This is a genomic window from Albidovulum aestuarii (genome assembly GCF_029961185.1).
Classification (GTDB): domain Bacteria; phylum Pseudomonadota; class Alphaproteobacteria; order Rhodobacterales; family Rhodobacteraceae; genus Albidovulum; species Albidovulum aestuarii.
In genome coordinates, this window is sequence record NZ_JASBQQ010000006.1 from 223,166 (window position 1) to 242,116 (window position 18,951).

At 61.3% G+C, this 18,951-nt stretch carries 16 protein-coding genes and 1 tRNA gene; 12 read left to right on the plus strand and 5 right to left on the minus strand.

Annotated features, from left to right (window positions below):
• Positions 1-4: 4 nt before the first annotated feature.
• Positions 5-1,009, minus strand: coding sequence for an AraC family transcriptional regulator (locus QKW60_RS14945; RefSeq protein ID WP_282369843.1), 1,005 nt, complete (start codon positions 1,007-1,009; stop codon positions 5-7).
• A gap of 283 nt (positions 1,010-1,292) precedes the next feature.
• Here QKW60_RS14945 and QKW60_RS14950 point away from each other — a divergent pair, with 283 nt between their 5' ends.
• Positions 1,293-1,697 carry a DJ-1/PfpI family protein gene (locus QKW60_RS14950; protein WP_282369844.1) on the plus strand — a complete coding sequence of 135 codons (405 nt, stop codon included), beginning with the start codon at positions 1,293-1,295 and terminating at the stop codon, positions 1,695-1,697.
• 9 nt (positions 1,698-1,706) lie between these two features.
• Positions 1,707-2,174 carry a GlxA family transcriptional regulator gene (locus tag QKW60_RS14955; protein WP_282369846.1) on the plus strand — a complete coding sequence of 156 codons (468 nt, stop codon included), beginning with the start codon at positions 1,707-1,709 and terminating at the stop codon, positions 2,172-2,174.
• A gap of 415 nt (positions 2,175-2,589) precedes the next feature.
• On the opposite strand, the gene QKW60_RS14960 is transcribed toward QKW60_RS14955, so the two are convergent.
• Entirely contained in the window at positions 2,590-4,830 is a 2,241-nt protein-coding gene (locus QKW60_RS14960) for a hypothetical protein (protein ID WP_282369848.1), read from the minus strand.
• Between the two features lie 462 nt (positions 4,831-5,292).
• Positions 5,293-5,604, minus strand: a complete 312-nt coding sequence (locus tag QKW60_RS14965) for an ETC complex I subunit (RefSeq protein ID WP_282369850.1) — start codon at positions 5,602-5,604, stop codon at positions 5,293-5,295.
• 239 nt (positions 5,605-5,843) lie between these two features.
• Here QKW60_RS14965 and QKW60_RS14970 point away from each other — a divergent pair, with 239 nt between their 5' ends.
• The 5 genes from QKW60_RS14970 to QKW60_RS14990 all read left to right on the plus strand — a co-directional run bounded on the left by QKW60_RS14970 (position 5,844) and on the right by QKW60_RS14990 (position 9,507).
• Positions 5,844-6,125, plus strand: coding sequence for a helix-turn-helix domain-containing protein (locus QKW60_RS14970; protein WP_336619167.1), 282 nt, complete (start codon positions 5,844-5,846; stop codon positions 6,123-6,125).
• A gap of 499 nt (positions 6,126-6,624) precedes the next feature.
• Complete coding sequence (locus tag QKW60_RS14975; protein WP_282369851.1) at positions 6,625-7,518, plus strand: SPFH domain-containing protein; 894 nt, start codon at positions 6,625-6,627, stop codon at positions 7,516-7,518.
• On the plus strand, positions 7,518-7,790 hold the full coding sequence (locus QKW60_RS14980) for an NfeD family protein (RefSeq protein WP_282369852.1): 273 nt from the start codon (positions 7,518-7,520) through the stop codon (positions 7,788-7,790). The genes QKW60_RS14975 and QKW60_RS14980 overlap by 1 nt, the downstream gene beginning before the upstream one ends.
• Entirely contained in the window at positions 7,780-8,208 is a 429-nt protein-coding gene (locus tag QKW60_RS14985; protein ID WP_282369853.1) for an NUDIX hydrolase, read from the plus strand. The genes QKW60_RS14980 and QKW60_RS14985 overlap by 11 nt, the downstream gene beginning before the upstream one ends.
• A 45-nt stretch (positions 8,209-8,253) precedes the next feature.
• Positions 8,254-9,507, plus strand: a complete 1,254-nt coding sequence (locus QKW60_RS14990; RefSeq protein ID WP_282369854.1) for a DNA polymerase IV — start codon at positions 8,254-8,256, stop codon at positions 9,505-9,507.
• Here QKW60_RS14990 and QKW60_RS14995 read toward each other — a convergent pair whose 3' ends face one another.
• On the minus strand, positions 9,508-10,377 hold the full coding sequence (locus QKW60_RS14995) for an N-formylglutamate amidohydrolase (protein ID WP_282369855.1): 870 nt from the start codon (positions 10,375-10,377) through the stop codon (positions 9,508-9,510).
• Positions 10,378-10,529: 152 nt separating this feature from the next.
• On the opposite strand from QKW60_RS14995, the gene QKW60_RS15000 reads away from it, so the two are divergent.
• From QKW60_RS15000 to QKW60_RS15015, 4 genes are all read left to right on the plus strand, one after another.
• Positions 10,530-10,604: transfer RNA gene (locus tag QKW60_RS15000), tRNA-Val, on the plus strand.
• A 68-nt stretch (positions 10,605-10,672) separates the two neighbouring features.
• Positions 10,673-10,798, plus strand: coding sequence for a type B 50S ribosomal protein L36 (ykgO, locus tag QKW60_RS15005; protein ID WP_263739877.1), 126 nt, complete (start codon positions 10,673-10,675; stop codon positions 10,796-10,798).
• A gap of 444 nt (positions 10,799-11,242) precedes the next feature.
• Positions 11,243-13,405 (plus strand): spermidine synthase, encoded by a 2,163-nt coding sequence (locus QKW60_RS15010; RefSeq protein ID WP_282369856.1) that lies wholly within the window; start codon positions 11,243-11,245, stop codon positions 13,403-13,405.
• Positions 13,406-13,479: 74 nt separating this feature from the next.
• Positions 13,480-13,899 carry a DUF6484 domain-containing protein gene (locus QKW60_RS15015; RefSeq protein ID WP_282369857.1) on the plus strand — a complete coding sequence of 140 codons (420 nt, stop codon included), beginning with the start codon at positions 13,480-13,482 and terminating at the stop codon, positions 13,897-13,899.
• A 6-nt stretch (positions 13,900-13,905) separates the two neighbouring features.
• On the opposite strand, the gene tssH is transcribed toward QKW60_RS15015, so the two are convergent.
• Positions 13,906-16,638 carry a type VI secretion system ATPase TssH gene (gene tssH / locus QKW60_RS15020; RefSeq protein ID WP_282369858.1) on the minus strand — a complete coding sequence of 911 codons (2,733 nt, stop codon included), beginning with the start codon at positions 16,636-16,638 and terminating at the stop codon, positions 13,906-13,908.
• A 152-nt stretch (positions 16,639-16,790) separates the two neighbouring features.
• Between tssH and QKW60_RS15025 the strand changes: the two genes are divergently transcribed.
• Positions 16,791-18,878 carry a serine/threonine protein kinase gene (locus QKW60_RS15025; protein WP_282369859.1) on the plus strand — a complete coding sequence of 696 codons (2,088 nt, stop codon included), beginning with the start codon at positions 16,791-16,793 and terminating at the stop codon, positions 18,876-18,878.
• The last annotated feature ends 73 nt before the right edge of the window (positions 18,879-18,951 follow it).

Below are 18,951 nucleotides of genomic sequence, written 5' to 3' on the forward strand. Positions count from 1 at the left end.
CTGATCAGAGGCCGAGCAAGACCTTTCTGTACGCCAAAGGACTGCGGCCGATCCATCGCTTGAACGCGCGGTTGAAAGCACTTTGCTCGGAAAACCCGGTCAGAAATGCGACCTCTGACAGAGAATACCGTTCGTCGCGAAGAAGCCCTTCCGCCAGTTCCTTCCGGGTTGTTTCGGTCAGTGTCCGGAAACTCAGGCCGTCGTCGGCCAGGCGGCGGTGGAGGGAGCGTACGCTCAGGCCAAGGCTGCGGGCGACATCGCCCATTTTCGGGATACCTTCACTGAGAGAACGCGCGATCACGTCCTTGGCGAGCTTTTCGATTGTCGCGTCATCCACGACTTGGCGGAGCTCCCCTTCCAGATGGCTGTCCAGAAATTCGGTGATCCCCTTGTCTCCAAGCTTGTTGGGCTGAGCGAGGGATTCCGGCGACAGCAAGAGAGCATCGAGGTCCGAGCCGAATAGAACCGGGCACCCAAAGTAGCGTTCGTGGAACTCCCTCGTTCTGGGCGGGCGGTGCTTTATATGGACTTCAAGTGGCGCAAACGGCATTGGTGAAACCTGGCGACTGAGAGAAACTGCGCTGGCGAGTGTCGCCTCGTTCGAAAGTCTGAGGCCCAGTCGTCTCTCACCCGTTCTGTGCAGGATGAAAAGCGTGCCACCGTTCGCGGGCCGAAGCTCGTATTCGACCACGCTGGTCCAAAGACGGGCATACCTTTCGACTCTGGAGTAGGATCCGAGCAAGGTCGGCGCGGCCTTCCAGGCCAGACCCAATGCACCATATTCGTCAAGCTGCATTGATTCCCCGGTTCGGATACCGAGATCCGTCACATCGATCATGCGGGCCATACGTTCCAGCAGATCGTAATAGACAGTGTCGACCAACATTTTCTTCGGGTCGATTTGTGCCTCAGGGTCCAACCCGACCGAGGCCAAAAGGCTGCGTTGATCAACGGCAGAGCCCGCCGCAGCGATCATTTTGTGCGCAAAGAGAGACGTTATGACACCCATGGTGGAACTTTATCGCGCAACGCCGTTCATTTCACCCGGTGATCTGTTTCCTTAACCAAAGCGATCTCTCGCTGCGCAGGAAGCACTCAAACTGGTCATTCAATTGCTTGATTTCCGCAATTGACGCAGCGACCAGATCACCTTCCTTCACCACGAAGCTTCCCCGGTTCGGCGCCCGGCGGCACAACGGTAGAGACCTCTCCCAATGCGATGGTCAGGTTGTGCTGTATCTGGCGGATCTCCTCACATACGTGACGGTGGAGCTTCGCGTCTAGTTTCGACTGTGTTTCAGGTCAGCCTCAGAACCGGCGATGGCGCGCCCTATTGGGACATCAACGGGCGAAAGATCACCCCGGATGCGATGTTGCGCGAGGAGCCGCAGCCCGATCTTGTCATCGTGCCTGACATGCATTTCGACCCCAACGGCGGGTTGCCGGAGGAATGCGCGCGCCTGACGCAGTGGCTCCGTGACGCCCATGCGCGCGGCGCGATTGTCACGTCGGTCTGTTCAGGGGCGGTCCTTCTGGGCACGGCGGGCCTGCTGGATGGGAAAGAGGCGACGACGCATTGGGGCTATGCCGACATGCTGGGGCGGAACTTCCCCGAGGTCACGGTCTGCCGCGAACGTATCCTTGTGCCGTCCGGCGAAGGCCACCGGGTCGTGACCGCGGGCGGCGCCTCGGCCTAGGAAGACCTCATGCTCTATCTCATCGGGCGCTTTGCGGGCGCGGACACGGCGCGCCGGATCGCGAAGATCTACCTGATCGAGCCTCACAGCGACGGCCAATTGAGCTATGCCTCGCTGACATCCGGGCGTCAGCACGAAGACCAGCTGATCGCCGATGCGCAGGTCTGGGCCGCGCAGAACTACGACACGCCGAGCCCGGTCGCCGCCATGGCGGAACTGACCCGTCTGACCGAGCGCGGGTTCCATCGCCGTTTCAAGAAGGCGACCGGGCAGGCCCCAGCAGATTATGTTCAGACATTACGTGTCGAGGAAGCCAAGCAATTGCTGGAAACCACAGGCATGCCAATCGACGACATCGCCGCCGAGGTGGGATATTCCGAACCCTCGAGTTTCCGGGCAGCGTTCCGCAAACGTGTAGGCATTTCTGCCTCCTCCTACCGCAAGAAATGGCGAGCGCTCGCGCCAGTTGCCTACTAAATACGCAGTTGATTAAGCGGATGGGCCGAAGAGGGCGCCGGTGGAAACGCCTCATAGGCATAGTCGCAAGATCTCCGTGCCATAGGCAGTGCCGATATGCCTTTCGAACCAGTTGGCGAGGTCGGCCCCGTTCCAGACTTTCGTCGAGATGCCGCGCGCGGCGGTGCAGTTCCACGAAGCTGCCATTCGTTCCCTGGCGCAGTATTCTCGACCCGCCAACGCCTGATTGCGGACCAAGCGGTCGTTGCTGCGCTTGGTACGAACGACCGCATCTCGCAGACTCATACAGCTATTGAGCCTTATTTTGGGGCCTGTATGTCTGATTGCAGGCAGCGGGGCCCGCCATACGGAGTATTGGAGGTGGAGCATGCCGCGCGATTGGTGAGAACCAATCACCCGACGTACGATCGTGCCCTCAGATCGGCAACAGGAAGCTGCTGACGAACCGCACAATCCCGCTGCCCGGACCGTCACCGCGCTTGGTTGAGCTGTCCCAGACCACACCGTCTCCCTTTGAAACGCGCAGGTTGTAGCCGCTGAAAAACGTATCGATCCGGGTGAGAGCCGCATGAATGGCAAAGCGCGACCCGCTACCCCAGGCAACAAGTTTCGGCATTGGCGCGGGGCGCTCTGCGGTTTCTTCGGGGCTCACACGTGCGGCCGCATTCGTACGCAGGATCAGTGTGCCCGGGCCCTCAGCGGCATAGAAGATCATCCGCCCCAGCACCAGCGTCGTAATGCCGAGCGAGGTTATGCGACGGACTCGAATACCTACGGACATTCCGATGAAATCGGGGAAGCGGAAGACCACGCGTTCGCCTCCCTTTAGGGTCCATGTGACGATCTCCGCCGGCTCATCAACCTTGAGCTCGGCGTCGAACTCGTCCGCATCAAGGTCCCTGTTGCCCTCGATCCGGTTCATTGACCAGCGGAAGGCAAGGATGCGCGCGACCGGAAATCGGAAACCCAGTGGGCGACGGCGTGCAGGCGGCGGTCCTTCTAGCGTGACGCCCCAGCGGGATACATAGAACGCTTCCGAATGATCACGCGGAATGGAGAATACCTGACCGTGACGATGCAAGCCAACCGGGTCGGTGGGTGGCTCGGGCAGAAATTGCGCGGCTGTCTCCCTGGGCGCGAAGATCACCCGAGAGAAAACAATGATGAGTGTTTTAAGCAGGATAATCGCACTGTAGAGGCCCGACAGAAGTGCGATGTTCCGCCACGTGCGAAACGCCCCGGAAATGGCCTTGATGCTGGTTGATACGGAATTGTTCGCCGCGGCTTCCAATCGAATGAGCGCCGCGGATTCGCGGGCGTTAATGCTGTCGACCGCACCTTCCGCCGGCTGGGTTGCGGCGGAGTGAGCCGCGCCGATCAGGTCGCTCCGTGTGTTCCTCATCATATCATTTGCGGCGTTCTTCAGAGACCGTTCGGTATTGCAGACCGGGTCGAGGAAGAAGCACCAACCTGGCGGGTCCAGAAGCGGCAGGTCGCTTTCGGGAAACCCGCTTTCCATGGCGACTTTCAGGTTTTGCGGGAAGTCCTCGATGGTTCTTCCGGCTGCAGCAGCATCACGGATCGCCTTTTCGTACTTCAATTCAGAGAAGCGGATCTGACGGATGTTCAACGCAATCAGCGCAGCCTCTAGCGGATCGGTGGCGCTCGGGATTTCGACATCCCAATCGTCGAAATACTCTTGCCGCGTTTGAGGGGACATCGGTTCGCCATATTCGATGAACCAGTTGAACAACTCGGAACTGACGGTTTCGGTCCGGGCTTCGACCTCTGCCAGCACACGTGGCTTCAGCCAAAGGTTCGCCACTGCCCACCAAGACATCCCCGCCACGGCGAAGATCAGAAACATCGGAAACCAAAGGGCGAGGGATTTTCCCAGGGCAGCCCGGAAGGCGCCTTTCGGAAGGCTTTTATAGAATGGCCGGTTGTCACGAACCATTAGCCATAGCATCCGGATCATCACAGCGATCGCAACGAAAAGGAGGATATTGGTCAGGTTGGGCTGATACCCTGCGAAAACGGCACCCAGCAGAGAAAGAGGCTCTTCCCGCCACAAGCCAGAGAGGCGGAAGAAGAGGAGGTCGAACAGCAGCAGGGCCACATAACCCTGGAAGCTGAGGGACAGGAGGTGCCCGTGCCGCAGGAAAAGATAGCTGCACCAGATTGCGAAGCCTGCATAAAGAGCATGCACGGCCATATCGAGAGGACCGCCAAGCCCGGCTTCATTGAATAGGTGAATCTGGGTCGACACCACGAGGAAAACTGGCACCGGCAAAAGCGGCCACCATCTGAGCTTCGTAAGGACCAGAGCTGATAGAAGGGCCGCGACGGTCAAGATTCCGATCGCGGGATGTCCCCAGGGCACCTGTTCATAAAGGGTGATCGTGGCGGTCAGGGTTTCGACAAGGCCGTCATTTACCGCTCGCCCCGGGTCCAGCACGAAGGCGTAGGAGGCCATGTAGGGTACCCAGCCGATGAACAGTAGAAGCCAAAATACCTGGCCGAGAAGGCTCTCATCTTTGGAAATTTCTTGCCTCATTGGGTCGTAATCCCTTTCAGCTCGACTGCCAGCCAACTTCGCCAAAATCCATATGCCACAGAAAAAGGCGACTATTGCAGCGCGGGCGCCGCCGGGCAATCGGAATCTGTTGAATAGCTGGCTTGCGGGACTGTGACGCAACAAAGCGTTGGATGTGAGGGCGCGCCAAACGCGTCCAGCAAAATCGCCATTCAAAAAACGAGCCGAAAACCAAAACCGATGCGCAAGTCTACATCTCGTCGACTGACTGGGTAAGAGCCGTCCTCACCCAATCCAGTTTCGGCCTCCTGCGGTATGCGGCCCATTCCCGACATTCGAGGCGCTGCAGTTCGGGTCAGTCCCACCCAGCAGGTCGTCGAGATGTGAACGGTTACTCGTCAGTCTGGAAGAGACTGGTCTCGAATATGTAGGCATGCGTAGACATGGGCGCCAATCGGACAGCACACAAGATGTAGATTGTGGTGCGCACTCAAGCCGATACGGTGACAACTCGAACAGGGGTTATACTCTTCGCGGGATCTTTGCCCGATTCCGAGATAACTTTGCCCCGATGAATAGATGTCAGTGAGTCCAAGCGCCCTTGCGGTCCGTGGCGAAATTCTCGCCGTAGCCTCGGGGGCGGATGTTCGGCTTGCGTTTATGAGGCTCGGTTACAGCATAGTCGATGCCGTTGGATCTGGCATATTCCTCAGCAGCCTCGCGACTGTCGAATCTCAGCCTGACCTGCGCCTGAGTGTCGCCTGATCCGGTCCAGCCCATCAGCGGATCGACCTCACGAGCTTCGGCCGGAGCGAAGTCCAAAATCCACTGCCGGGTCTTTGCGGTGCCGGACTGCATGGCATTGCGGGCCGGCTGATAGATGCGCGCGCGCATGGGCTGTCTCCGTCTTGGTCCGTTTCCTTATCGTGAAAGAGGCGGGCGTTCGCAAGAGGGTAGCACCGCGACGGCGCTCTGAACCGGCTGCAAAACAGATCCGCTAAGCTCAACTTAACTGCTAAGAATAATTTGCAATCTTTTCTTTGTAATTTTGCAATTGCGACATTCCGAAAACGTGAGACCCGCCCCGCGATATTGCCGAAATCGTCCCCAACACCACTGCGCTCAAGGCTTTGGTGCATCCGGACCGTCTGCGCATGCTTGGGCTCCTGCGTGTTGGCGGTCCCGCAACTGCCACCGGCCTCGCCGAGCGTATGGACCTCAATTCAGGCGCTACCAGTTACCATCTGCGCCAACTCGCCTCCTATGGCTTCATCGAGGCGGTGGACGAGCTCGGGACCCAGCGCGAGCGTTGGTGGCGTGCGCGCCACGACGCCACCCTCTATCTGGCGACGACGATGGCGCCGCTGGTGCTGCCCAGCTTCCGCGCCATGCCTGTCCGGCGCGAGAGCACATGACATGCGATCATCGTACAGATGTCGAACGCTTCATCCGGTGATCTTTGGGGGGTGCAAGGCTGACTGCCGGTCAGCGCTCTAGGGAGCGAAGGTGGGTGGTGGTGGCTGGGTGGGTGCCGATGACCGGCAGTCAGTTGCTGCTTGCAAAACCAAGGCTACGCTTGGTCGTCAGATATTGCAACCTAAAGTTGCATATTTCGGGTGACTTCACGGATTGGCTGCTAATATAGAACAATGATGCAAAATGAAGCGTCATTGTTCGCGATCTGATGGCGATGATAGTGTTGCCGCCTGTGAATCCCCATAACGATAGGCCAGAAACTCTTGCAGGCGCAGCATACCTAATCCCGGTGCACGGCTGACGAAAAGGCGGCCCCTCACGCCATAGATGCACATCTCAAGAATCGGAAGTATCGGGGGGTCTGTCTCAGGGGCTTTTCACTGACTGGACCTGAGGGCATAGTCACGCCTGCGTGAGGATGTTGTCCGGGAGACCAAAATGAATTTTGATCAGGTATTGGGTGAGGTGATCGGCGGCAATGGCGTGCTGATCGCGATTGCGGTTTTCATCATAATCTGCGTCATGCTCGGCGTGCGGATCGTGCCGCAGTCGGAAAAGCATGTGGTGGAAAGGTTCGGGCGGCTGCGTGCCGTTCTGGGACCGGGGATCAACTTCATCGTGCCGTTCCTCGATCGCGTGGCGCACAAGATTTCCATTCTTGAACGCCAGCTTCCGAACGCGCTTCAGGATGCGATCACGACCGACAACGTGCTGGTGAAGGTCGAAACATCCGTCTTCTACCGCATCACCGAGCCGGAAAAGACCGTCTACCGTATCCGCGATGTTGATGGCGCCATTGCCACGACGGTCGCCGGCATCGTCCGGTCCGAAATCGGTAAGATGGAACTGGATCAGGTCCAGTCGAACCGCGCCGACCTGATCGCCAAGGTCCGCGAACAGGTCGCGGCGATGGTCGATGATTGGGGGATCGAGGTGACGCGGGCTGAGGTTCTGGACGTTAACCTTGATGAGGCGACCCGCGCAGCAATGCTGCAGCAGCTTAACGCGGAACGGGCCCGGCGGGCTCAGGTCACAGAGGCCGAGGGCAAGAAGCGCGCGGTTGAGCTTGCCGCCGACGGCGATCTTTATGCTGCCGAACAGAAGGCCAAGGCGCGCCGCATATCGGCCGAGGCCGAAGCCTATGCAACTCAGGTTGTCGCCGTGGCGATCAAGGAGAACGGGATCGAGGCTGCACAATATCAGGTCGCGCTGAAACAGGTGGAGGCTTTGACGGCAGTGGGGCAGGGCGCGGGCAAGCAGACCGTCATCGTACCAGCCAACGCACTTGAGGCCTTCGGCGACGCGTTCAAGATGCTGAAGGGACGGTCGTGATGCTCTGGCAGCAATGGTGGGTCTGGATGATCGCGGGGGCCGTTCTTGGCATTCTTGAGGTCGTGGTGCCGGGGTTCATCCTGCTTGGCTTTGCCATTGGCGCCGGTCTGACCGGGCTTTTGATCTGGACCGGGCTTCTGGGGGCGACGCTGGCATCGACCGTGCTGGTCTTCGCCGTCGCCTCGCTGGTGGCCTGGCTGGTTTTGCGCAAGGTCGTGGGCGTCCGCCACGGTCAGGTGAAGGTCTGGGACCGCGATATCAATGACGACTGACCCCGGCTTCGTCGGCGCGAAGCTCGCGCTGATCGGGGCCGGACGGGTGCTGACCTGTCTCAGGGATGACCGGGAAGGGCTGCCCTTTCCCGGGTTCTGGGATCTGCCCGGAGGCGGGCGTGAAGGATCGGAAAGCCCCGAAGATTGCGTGTTGCGTGAGTTGCACGAAGAATTCGGGCTGGTCTTGCCGAAGTCCCGGCTCCTCTGGCGGCGCGACTATGCGTCGGAACACGTGCCCGGAGGCCGCGCCGCGTTTTTCGGGGGCCGGATCGCACCCGACGAGCTCGATGGGGTCGTTTTCGGCGACGAGGGGCAGGGATGGCAAATGATGGAGATCGGAATATTCGTAGCCCACGACCGTGCCGTTCCATATCTGCGGAAACGGTTGGAGGACTTTCTTTCAGCCGGAGTGATGTGAAGGCCTGTTCAACCCAGCACGCGACTGGGGCATAATCGCGCGATCATGCAAGCCCTTTGCCGCGACTGCCTGCACATGTTCGAGACCGGCACGCGCTGCCCGGTCTGCCGGTCGCCGCGCGTCCTCTCGCATCCTGAACTTTTCTCGCTTTCCATAGCGCATATGGATTGCGACGCTTTTTACGCGAGCGTTGAAAAGCGCGATACGCCTGAACTGCGTGACACGCCGGTCATCGTCGGCGGCGGCAAGCGGGGGGTCGTCTCCACCTGCTGCTACCTCGCCCGGATCAAGGGCGTGCGGTCGGCTATGCCGATGTTTCAGGCGCTGAAGCTTTGCCCCGAAGCGGTCGTGGTCAAGCCGCGCGGCAGTCACTACGCCGCCGTTTCGCGTCAGATCCGCGCGCTGATGGATGAACTGACGCCGGTCATCGAGCCCCTGTCGCTGGATGAGGCGTTCCTCGACCTGACCAGCACCGAGCGGCTGCACAAGGCGCCTCCTGCGGTCCTCCTGTGCCGCCTTCTGAAACGGATGGAGTTGGAACTGGGGCTGACCGGCTCCGTCGGCCTGTCCCATAACAAGTTCCTCGCCAAGATCGCCTCGGACCTCGACAAGCCGCGCGGCTTTTCGATCATCGGCAAGGGCGATACTGCGGCGTTCCTGAAGGGCAAGCCGGTCAGGATGATCTGGGGGGTCGGAGCGGCGACCCAGGAGCATCTGAACGCGGCGGGTATCCGGACCTTCGACGATCTCGCCCGATGGGACCGCAAGGACCTGCACCACCGCTTTGGCCAGATCGGCGACCGGCTCTGGTATCTCGCGCGGGGCGAGGATTATCGGCGCGTCAATCCGCATGAGCCGATGAAGTCGATCTCGGCCGAAACCACGTTCGATGAGGATATCGCCGACCGTGATCTTCTCGATGGTCACATCTGGCGACTGGCCGAGAAGGTCGCCGACCGGACCAAGGCCAAGGGGCTGGCGGGGCGGACCGTGACTCTGAAGCTGAAGCGCGCCGATTTCACCACGATCACGCGTCGCCATACTTTGCGCGAGCCGACCCAGATCGCCGACCGGCTCTACCGCGAGGCGGCCGACCTTCTGGCGCAGGTCAAGGGGCGGGACGCCTACCGGCTGATCGGTGTCGGCCTGTCGGATATCGTGTCTGCGGGTGAGGCGGATCTGACGCCCGACCTGCTCGACCCTCAGGCAGCGAAAAGGGCGGGTGCGGAACGTGCCACCGATGCGATCCGGGCAAGGTTCGGCCCTGACGCAATCGTTAAGGGCCGGTCGCTCAGGTGATCATTCCGCCGCCAGCGGAATCGTGGACGGTTTGCCGCGACCGATCTCGGCGATCTCGGCCAGAATTCCGGTCAGGATCCGCTTGAAGCCAAGAAAGTTGCCGTTCGGCCGGATTTCGCGTTCGTTCATGTAGAGGGAGCGGTCCATCTCGATCTGCACTGCATGCATCCCGCGCGAGGGGCGGCCATAGGTCTGGGTGATATAGGCCCCGGCAAAGGGTGCATTACGCTGCGTGCGGAAACCTGCCGCTTCAAAGGCCGCCTCGATCCGGTCTACGATTTCGGGTGCCGCCGCCGAACCGAACCGGTCTCCAAGCACGATTTCGGGTCGCTTTACGCCCGAAGATGCGATGGAATCCATCGCTTCATGCGGCATCGAATGCAAATCGATCAGAATCGACTGACCAAAGGACGCACGGGCGTCGTCGAGCAGACGGCGCAGGCAGTCGTGATAGGGATGCCAGACCTGTTCGATCCGGGTGGCGGCCTCGGACATAGGCAGCTTGCCGCGATAAATCGCGCGCCCACCCGCCACGACGCGCGGAATGACGCCAAGGCCCGAGGCAACGCGCGGATTGTGAACCGCAATCCGCACCCCTTCGAACAATGCCGGGTCCATCTCGTCCGCCGCGCGGTTGACATCGACATAGGCCCTCGGCGCACGGGCCGTAAGCAGTGGCGCCCCGAACGACGTCACGCCGTCGAGAAGTTGATCGATGAAGGCGTCCTCGGACGATCGGATGGAATGTTCGTCGAGTATCGATGTTTCGAGAAAACCCGCCGGATAGTCGCGGCCTGAATGCGGCGAGGCAAACACGACGCCGGTCAAGCGCCTTTTGGGCATGGTCAAATCATACGGCGAACGGGTCATGGCCGCTCCTTGCGAATGCGCTAACTATAGCGACAAATTTCCACGCACTGAAACCCCTTGAAAGCCGCAACGACTCCTTTTATAGACCCGGGACCGAAGCGGTTGCGACCGCGCACCCAATGGGGTCAGCGCAGCGGAATCGTTGACGGAACGGGCGGTTAGCTCAGCGGTAGAGCACTACGTTGACATCGTAGTGGCCACTGGTTCGATCCCAGTACCGCCCACCATCCGCCCCCGATTCGGGGGCATTTGAGTTTCAACAGGCGCGACGCGCGCCGCGAATAGGAGAAGACCGATGAAGGTCAAGAACTCGCTCCGCTCGCTGAAGTTGCGCCATCGCGACTGTCAGATCGTGCGCCGTAAAGGCCGCGTCTATGTGATCAACAAGACGCAGCGCCGCTTCAAAGCCCGTCAGGGCTGAAGTTGCGGTCAGGAATGCAAGAAGGGGCCGCCGGTTTCCCGGTGGTCCCTTTTGCTTTGGCCATATGAAGGTTCCCTCGGGTCGACGTGACGACTTGGGTCAAGGATGGTCGGGTAGGTAACTTTAGGGCGCTGATCCGAATACCGGACCCGAACTCCACACACAATTCACTAGGGAATCCGTGCTGGAAACGCTCAAAGGTTCCGGCAATCTGCAGCAGACTCTCCTATTCCTTCCCGTTTCGCTAAAGGTTTTTCCAACCGCTCGCCTTGCAGGGCGCTGGCCCAAAGAACTGTGGTTTTGGATCATTATGCGCCCGATTTCCCGAACCGACCGTCTTTCTGCCTCATTGTAAGCAAGATTGGCGGCTTTTGTCCCCGTTACCGAGACAATGGGGCGCCGCGAATGCATAGTACTGACATTAGAGAAGTCCGGAGCACGGGTATGTTCGTGCCGGTGGTTTTTACGGCCACGATATTTCTTTCGGCTTCGTTGCTGTTTTTCGTTCAGCCGCTCTTTGCCAAGGTTGTCCTGCCGCAGATCGGCGGTGCGCCTGCGGTCTGGACGACAGCAATGCTGTTCTTCCAGAGCGTGCTGATCGGCGGTTACCTCTATTCGCATCTGAGTACGCGGTATCTGGGAACGCGCGCGCAAGTCGCGCTGCATCTCGCGCTTTGGGCCCTTGCGCTGTGGTTCCTGCCGCTGTCGATACCCGAAGGCTGGACCTATGATGCTGAAACCTCGGTTGCCTGGCAGACATTGGTCCTGTTCGGTGTCGGTGTGGGCGTTCCCTTTGGTGTCCTTTCGGCCAATGCGCCATTGATCCAGGCTTGGTATGCGCGCAGTGACGGACCATCTGCCGATGACCCCTATTTTCTTTATGGCGCCAGTAACCTCGGTTCGCTGGCGGCCTTGCTCGCCTTTCCGCTTGTTGCTGAACCGCTGTTCGGCGCAACGCGCATCGGGCAGGGCTGGGCGATCGGATTCCTTGCCTTGGGTGGCTTCCTGCTCGTGAGTGGACTTTGTGCTGCCCGCGGCGGATCCGAGGCCCGACCCGTGCTGGCCGCCGCGAGTGACGAAGCGCCGGTTCCACTGACGCAGATCGGCCATTGGCTGCTTCTGGCCTTCGTGCCTTCGTCGATGATGCTGGCCGTGACCACGAAGATCAGTACCGATCTTGGCGCGATTCCGCTGATCTGGGTGGTTCCGCTGTCGCTGTACCTGCTGAGCTTCGTCCTGACCTTCAGCCGCCGGAACTACACCACGACCGGTGGCCTGCGCTGGGCCTACCTCATTGCTCTTGGCTGGCTCGGAGCGGTCTTTTCCGGCATCACCGGGCCCCATACGAATTTTTATGGCATTGCCGGGCTGGTCGTCGCCTTCTTCGTCGTCGCCGTATTCGCCCATCGCAGATTGTATGAAAGCCGCCCCGCAGGCGCGCACCTGACACTCTTTTACGTTGTCATGTCGGTCGGCGGGGCCTTGGGCGGGCTCTTCAACTCGATCGTTGCACCGGTGGCGTTCGACAGTCTTGCCGAAGGCGGTGTGACGACGCTGGTGGCAACAACCCTGATCCTGAGCGCCGCCATGCGGCCGACCTGGACGACCGCCCGCACCGGCATTCTTGTCGGCCTGGCGGGGGTCGTCCCGCTCATGATCGCCCTTTTGGTTATGGGCATCGACAACCGCCCACTGCTGAAGGCCGTCGTCTATGCATCGGCCGCAGTCGCAGCGCTTGCCCTGCGCCGGTCCATGTCGTCTGCCGCGATCGCTGCCCTGATCATTGCCGGGACCGGCACCTATGCCGTTCCCGACGGGGCGCTTTTCCAAGGGCGCAGCTTCTTTGGCACCCATGGTGTCAATGAATTCGGAACCATGCGCCAATATACCAACGGTACGACGATCCACGGGGTGCAGCGCCTTTCGCAATACGGCGACATGCGGCCAGATCCGCTGTTCTACTACCACGAAAATGCCCCGATGGCGCAGGTTCTGACCTCGGACATTGGCGATGCGGCTCGCAAGATCGGTGTTGTCGGTTTGGGCGTCGGTTCGCTTGCCTGCTATCGGCAGCCCGGGCAGGAATGGCAGTTTTACGAAATCGACCACCTTGTGGACGATATTGCGCGCAACCCCGCCTATTTCACCTTCATGTCGAACTGCGCCGGGGACACGCCGACCAATTTCGGCGATGCGCGGATGGTTCTGGCGCGGCAGGACGGATTGCAATACGACATTCTGGTGATCGACGCCTATGGCTCGGACGCGGTGCCGATCCACCTGACGACGCATGAAGCGATGCAGGTTTATCTCGACCGGCTGGCCCCGGATGGCGTGCTGCTCTACCACATCTCGAACCGCTATTACGCGATCCAGCGGCCATTGGCGCGCAGCGCCGAGGCATTGGGTCTTGTCGCGCGCATTCAGGAATATCCCGGCAATCCCAAGCAGGACCCGGGCGACATCCCATCACGCGTCGTTATGCTGAGCCGGAGCGAGGCAGCCCTTGGCGCGATCGCGGACGATGCCCGCTGGGTGCCGCTGATGTCCGATGGCGGACGCATCTGGACCGACGACTACGCCAACCTGCTGTCGGTTCTGGAGTAACGGCATTTCATCCCAAGGTTGCCGCGGGTCCCGCTTCGTGAGAGGATGAGGGCCCGTCAGCCGAGGGTCTTGCCATGAGTGTGACGAAGGAAATCGACGGAGTCGTGATCGGGCTGCTGCTCGGCTTCGAGAAAGGCGCGCCGCTGGTGGTCTTTCCCGGTAACGCTTCGGATCACGCCATTCGGGCCCGCAGCCTGCGCCATTTGTCTGAGGCCGATATCGGCGCTGAGATGGCGCTTCTCTTCGAGGATGGGCGGCGCGACCGTCCGCTGATCGTTGGCCGGATCGTAGAGCCGGTGCGAAGCGACGCCACGACTGTGATCCGCGATGGCGAGACGGTGAAGCTGACGGCGAAGGAGCGGATCGAGCTGAGGGTCGGGAAGGCTTCCCTCATCCTTGAAAAGGACGGCCATGTCACGATCCGGGGCACCCATCTGGTCAGCCACGCCACCGGGTCGAACCGCATCCGGGGCGGATCAGTGAACCTGAACTGAGCGCGTTCAGTCGAATTCATAGCCGAACCCGTCCGCGCCGCCAGTGACGGTGACGCGGGTCAGGGCCTTGCCCTCCAGCTTGCGGTTGAGCACCTGGCGGCTGAGGTCCGGCAGCAGCGTGTTGGTCAGGATCGCGTCGATCATCCGCCCGCCGCTTTCGATTTCGGTGCAGCGCGCCCTGATCAGGTCCATCAGCCCGCCGCCAATCACAAGTTCCGCATCATGTCCTTCGATCAGGCGGCGTGCGATTGCCTTCAGCTTGTGGCCCGCGATGGCTTCGATCATCTCATCCGACAGCGGATAGTAGGGGATCGTGACGACACGGCCGAGCAAAGCGGCCGGGAAGGTTTTCAGGAGCGGCGCGCGAAGCGATGCGGTCAGGTCGTCGAGGTCAGCCTTCGTCTTTCCCACTTCGGTCATCGCCATGATTTCGTCGGTGCCGACATTCGAGGTCAGGAGGATCAGCGTATTCTTGAAATCGATCCTGCGGCCCTCGCTGTCGTCCATCATGCCCTTGTCGAAGACCTGAAAGAAAATCTCGTGCACGTCGGGATGCGCCTTTTCGACCTCGTCGAGCAGGATCACAGAATAGGGCCTGCGGCGCACCGCTTCGGTCAGGATGCCGCCCTTACCGTAGCCTACGTAACCCGGCGGCGCGCCCTTCAGGGTAGACACCGTATGCGCCTCCTGAAACTCGCTCATATTGATCGAGATGAGGTTCTGCTCGCCGCCGTAAAGCGCCTCGGCCAAGGCCAGGGCGGTTTCGGTCTTGCCGACGCCGGAAGGGCCACAGAGCATAAAAACACCGATGGGTTTTTCCGGCGCGCCGAGACCGGCATAGGAGGTCTGGATGCGGTTCGCGATCATCTCCATCGCGTGGTCCTGCCCAACGACGCGGCTCGAGAGGATACCGGCAAGTGCCAGCGCCCGTTCGGTCTGGCTGGCCAGCATCCGCCCCATCGGGATGCCGGTCCAGTCCTGCACGACCGACGCGACCGCATTGCGGTCGACGGACGGAAGGATGAGCGGGCGTTCGCCCTGTGCCTCGGTCAGTTCTGCCATCTTCGCGCGCAGATCGGTCAGGGTCCTGTCACGCTCTTCCGGGCTGAGGGCGGCGGGCGGCGCCTCGTCGACCTCCTCCTCGGCCCCTTCCCCCGGCGGTTCATCGGGTGGCAGGTCGCCGCTGGTGCCGGTTTCGTCCAGTTCCACACCCGACCGGCGAAGCTGGCCGCGCAGGTCGAGGATCGCGTCGACCAGCGCCTTCTCCGCCTCCCACCTTTCGGTCGCGGCGGCAAGTTCCGTTTCCGTATCGGCGAGCGCCGCGTCCACCTCGGCCCGGCGTTCGCCGGTGTCGATGCCGATAGCCTCCTCGCGTTCGATGATGCCCGCCTCGATCTCCAGCGCCTGCTTGCGGCGCTCTATATCCTCCACCTCGGCTGGTGTCGCATGCTGGCTGACGGCGACACGGGCGCAGGACGTATCGAGCAGGCTGATCGCCTTGTCGGGCAGTTGCCGCGCTGGGATGTAGCGGTGCGACAGCGTCACCGCCGCCTCGATGGCCTCGTCGAGAATTTCGACCTTGTGGTGCTTTTCCAGAACCGCGGCGACACCCCGGCACATGCGGATCGCGGCCTCTTCTGAGGGTTCTTCGACCTTCACCACCTGAAAACGGCGGGTGAGTGCGGGGTCCTTCTCGATATGCTCTTTGTATTCGGCCCATGTGGTCGCGGCGACGGTCCTGAGTTCGCCGCGCGCTAAGGCCGGTTTCAGAAGGTTCGCGGCATCGCCCGTGCCCGCGGCCCCGCCCGCGCCGATCAGGGTATGCGCCTCGTCGATGAAAAGGATGATGGGCTTGTCGGAGGACTGAACCTCATCGATCACGGTCTTCAGCCGCTTCTCGAATTCGCCCTTCACCGACGCGCCCGCCTGCATCAGTCCGACATCGAGCATATGCAACTCGACCGCGCGCAACTGCGGCGGCACGTCGCCCCGCGCAAGCCTCAGTGCGAAGCCTTCGACCACGGCGGTCTTGCCCACCCCGGCCTCGCCCGTCAGGATCGGGTTGTTCTGACGCCGCCGCATCAGGATGTCGATGATCTGACGGATCTCCATGTCGCGTCCGACGACCGGGTCGATCTCGCCCGCCTTGGCGCGTTCGGTCAGGTTCGTGGCATATTGATCCAACGCTGATTGCCCGCCGGGTCGCGCCTTGGGCTTGTCGTCCTTTGCGGGTGCGGCGGTTGCCTCGATGGATGCGGCCAGCAGGTCCGACAACTGCCCCGCCATCGCATCCGGGTCGATCTTGTCGAACTCAAGACTGATCTTGAAAAGCAGCCCCTCCAGAACCGGTGTCTTCAGCGCGCCCAAGAGAAGGTAGGCCGATCGCACCGTATCGTCGCCGAATTCAAGCGATCCGAAGGTCCACGCGTCCTGAATGGCGCGGAAGATGTGGTCGGAAAACTCCTCGACCGAACCCGCGCCATGGGGCAGCGCGTCGATGGCGCGGGCGATGTCGCCTTCCAGCCGCGCCTCATCAACGTCCGCCGATTGCAGGAGAATCTCGAAATCCGATCGTGCCGACCGCGCCAGTTCAGCGACGAAATGGACAAGCTCCACATAGGGATTTCCGCGCGTCTTGGCCGTCTGCGCCGCGGCAGAAAAAGCCTTCAGGCACAAAGGGTTGAGTTTGCCCACAAGCTCCTTGCGCTTGATCGTCTCGGGCGAACCGCGTTGGGCCATAATCCTTGCCCCCAATTGGTTAAATGTATGATCTGACTTGGTCGAACTGAAAAAATATAGGTACGCTGACCCTCAGGCAGTTTATGCTGGAATCGCGCTTTAAGCGACCATTTTACACATACCGCAGCCTCGCGGTCATTCAGGGGCGTATGATGATTGATGCGATGCCCGGCGATATTTTCAGCCGGGGACAGGTTCTGAACAACACTTACGAGATCGAGGGCGTCCTTGGTCGCGGCGGCACGGGTGAGGTCTATCGCGCCACAAACCAGATCACCGGACGGACGGTGGCGATCAAGGCGCTGAACAGCCAGTTTTCCGGCAATGACGACTATGTCGACCTGATGAAGCGCGAGGAGCAGATGCGCGACATCCGCGACGATGCGGTCGTGCGCTACACCGAATGTTCGCGCTCGGATCAGGGGCATGTGTTTCTGGTCATGGACTATATCGACGGGCCGTCGCTGAACGACGAGATGGCGGCGCGGCGGATGGAGGTGCGCGAGCTTCTGATCATCGCACACCGGGTGGCATTGGGCCTGCGCGTGGCGCACCGGAACGGGATCGTGCATCGGGATCTGTCGCCCGACAACGTGATCCTGAAGGGCGGCAGCGCCGAACAGGCGGTGATCATCGATTTTGGCATCGCCAAGGATACCGGCGCGGGCGCGCGGACCATCGTCGGCAACGATTTCGCGGGCAAATACGAATATGCCGCACCCGAGCAGGTTGAGGGCCGGGCCGAGAAGCGGTCGGATTTCTACGCGCTGGGTGCGCTGTTGCTGGCAGCGTTCCGGGGTGCGATCCCGTTCGCGGGCGCGACGCCGGGAGAGATGGTGCGGCGCAAGCAGCAACCCTTGGATACGTTGGGCGTGCCGGAGCCGTTGAAGGGTCTGATCGACTGGCTGTCCGCCCCTGATCTTGCGGGCCGCCCCGCCTCGGCCGATGAGATAGTCGGCAGGCTGGACGCGCTGCTTGACCCGAAAGGGCGCGGCGCGGCACCGAAAGTGCAGGCGCCCCGGCCACGTGGGCGGCTTGGATGGTTGGTGCTGCCGGTTCTGCTGCTTCTGGGCGCCGGGGCCTATTTTGGCGGGGTGGCGGACTGGATCGGACCGCCGGAATTGCCCGTCGCCGAACCGTTCCGGTTCGAGGCCCGCGCGGGCGTGGACGGGGTGGCTTTGTCCGGCAACGCGCCCGACGCCGAAAGCGCGGGGATGCTGGTGGACGCTTTCGCAGCGCGGGCGGGATCGCCGCCGCCACCCGATGCACTGACACTGGCGCAGGGCGTGCCTTCGGACACATGGCCCGGTTCGGTCGCCGATCTTCTGGGAAGGTCGGACGGGCTGGAGGATTGGCGCATCGATGTTGCCGGGATGAATGCGCGGGTCGCGGGCCTTGCCGCCAATGGCGCTGCCCGGCGGGAGGCGGAGGACCGGCTACAGGACTGGGCGCGCGCCGGGGGGTTTGCTTTGGCCACATCCATCGTCGCCGGACCAAGGGACCTGCCGGTGGCAGAGGTCGCCGCGCTGCTGAAAGAGGTGGCCGATTGCGGTACGCTCGTACAGAACGCAGCGGGCGAGAGCTATGCGCTGGGCGACACGATCACCGTCACCGGGTCCGTGGCGCAATCTGCGACGAAAGATGTAATTCGTTCGCGTCTGGCCGACGCGGTCGGTGACCGTCATGTGCGGGTGGAGGTGTCCGAGCTCAATTCCGACATATGCACCGTCCGGCAGGCGCTGCCCGACCTGGCGCAGGCCGGGCTCTCGATCTGGCTGGGCGACGGCGCGACTGGGGCGGCGAACCTGTCGGGTGCCTATCATGTCGATGACAACCCCATCATCGAGGTTCACGCCCCGGCCAGTCTGACCGAAGGGTCGCTGTGGGTCGTCGTCGTCGACAATACCGGCAAGGTCTTTAACCTTTTGCCCAATATAAACTTCGAGGAACAAAGGATCCACCGGCTGGGTGTCGTGGAAGACGGAATAAGGCGAATCCGGGTTCTTCACTCCATCGACGAGTTCAGGGCCGACCCGCGCGTGATGGCGATGAAGATCGCGCCAACCGATTTCGGCAAGAGTGAGATCGTGGCGATCCTGTCACGGGAAAACCTGTTCGACATCCGGCGTCCGAGAGATGAGTCCACCGCGTCATTTGCCGAGGCACTAACGGCGATTCAGGCTCAAAGTCCGGAAAACATTACCGCCGTGGCCACCAGACTACTGGATTCCGGACCTTGACGCAGGGTCAAAAGGGGCGAACACTCTAACGAGTTTTGTGAATGTTTTTTTGAAGTCGTTTTGAAAGGTACGG

Coding starts and splice junctions, on each gene's coding strand:
- QKW60_RS14980 (WP_282369852.1), top strand. CDS start 7,518: ATGCTCTGGCAGCAATGGTGGGTCTGGATGATCGCGGGGGCCGTTCTT.
- ykgO (WP_263739877.1), top strand. CDS start 10,673: ATGAAGGTCAAGAACTCGCTCCGCTCGCTGAAGTTGCGCCATCGCGAC.
- QKW60_RS15015 (WP_282369857.1), top strand. CDS start 13,480: ATGAGTGTGACGAAGGAAATCGACGGAGTCGTGATCGGGCTGCTGCTC.
- QKW60_RS14995 (WP_282369855.1), bottom strand. CDS start 10,377: ATGACCCGTTCGCCGTATGATTTGACCATGCCCAAAAGGCGCTTGACC.
- QKW60_RS14975 (WP_282369851.1), top strand. CDS start 6,625: ATGAATTTTGATCAGGTATTGGGTGAGGTGATCGGCGGCAATGGCGTG.
- tssH (WP_282369858.1), bottom strand. CDS start 16,638: ATGGCCCAACGCGGTTCGCCCGAGACGATCAAGCGCAAGGAGCTTGTG.
- QKW60_RS14955 (WP_282369846.1), top strand. CDS start 1,707: ATGCTCTATCTCATCGGGCGCTTTGCGGGCGCGGACACGGCGCGCCGG.
- QKW60_RS15025 (WP_282369859.1), top strand. CDS start 16,791: ATGATTGATGCGATGCCCGGCGATATTTTCAGCCGGGGACAGGTTCTG.
- QKW60_RS14985 (WP_282369853.1), top strand. CDS start 7,780: ATGACGACTGACCCCGGCTTCGTCGGCGCGAAGCTCGCGCTGATCGGG.
- QKW60_RS14990 (WP_282369854.1), top strand. CDS start 8,254: ATGCAAGCCCTTTGCCGCGACTGCCTGCACATGTTCGAGACCGGCACG.
- QKW60_RS14945 (WP_282369843.1), bottom strand. CDS start 1,009: ATGGGTGTCATAACGTCTCTCTTTGCGCACAAAATGATCGCTGCGGCG.
- QKW60_RS15010 (WP_282369856.1), top strand. CDS start 11,243: ATGTTCGTGCCGGTGGTTTTTACGGCCACGATATTTCTTTCGGCTTCG.
- QKW60_RS14965 (WP_282369850.1), bottom strand. CDS start 5,604: ATGCGCGCGCGCATCTATCAGCCGGCCCGCAATGCCATGCAGTCCGGC.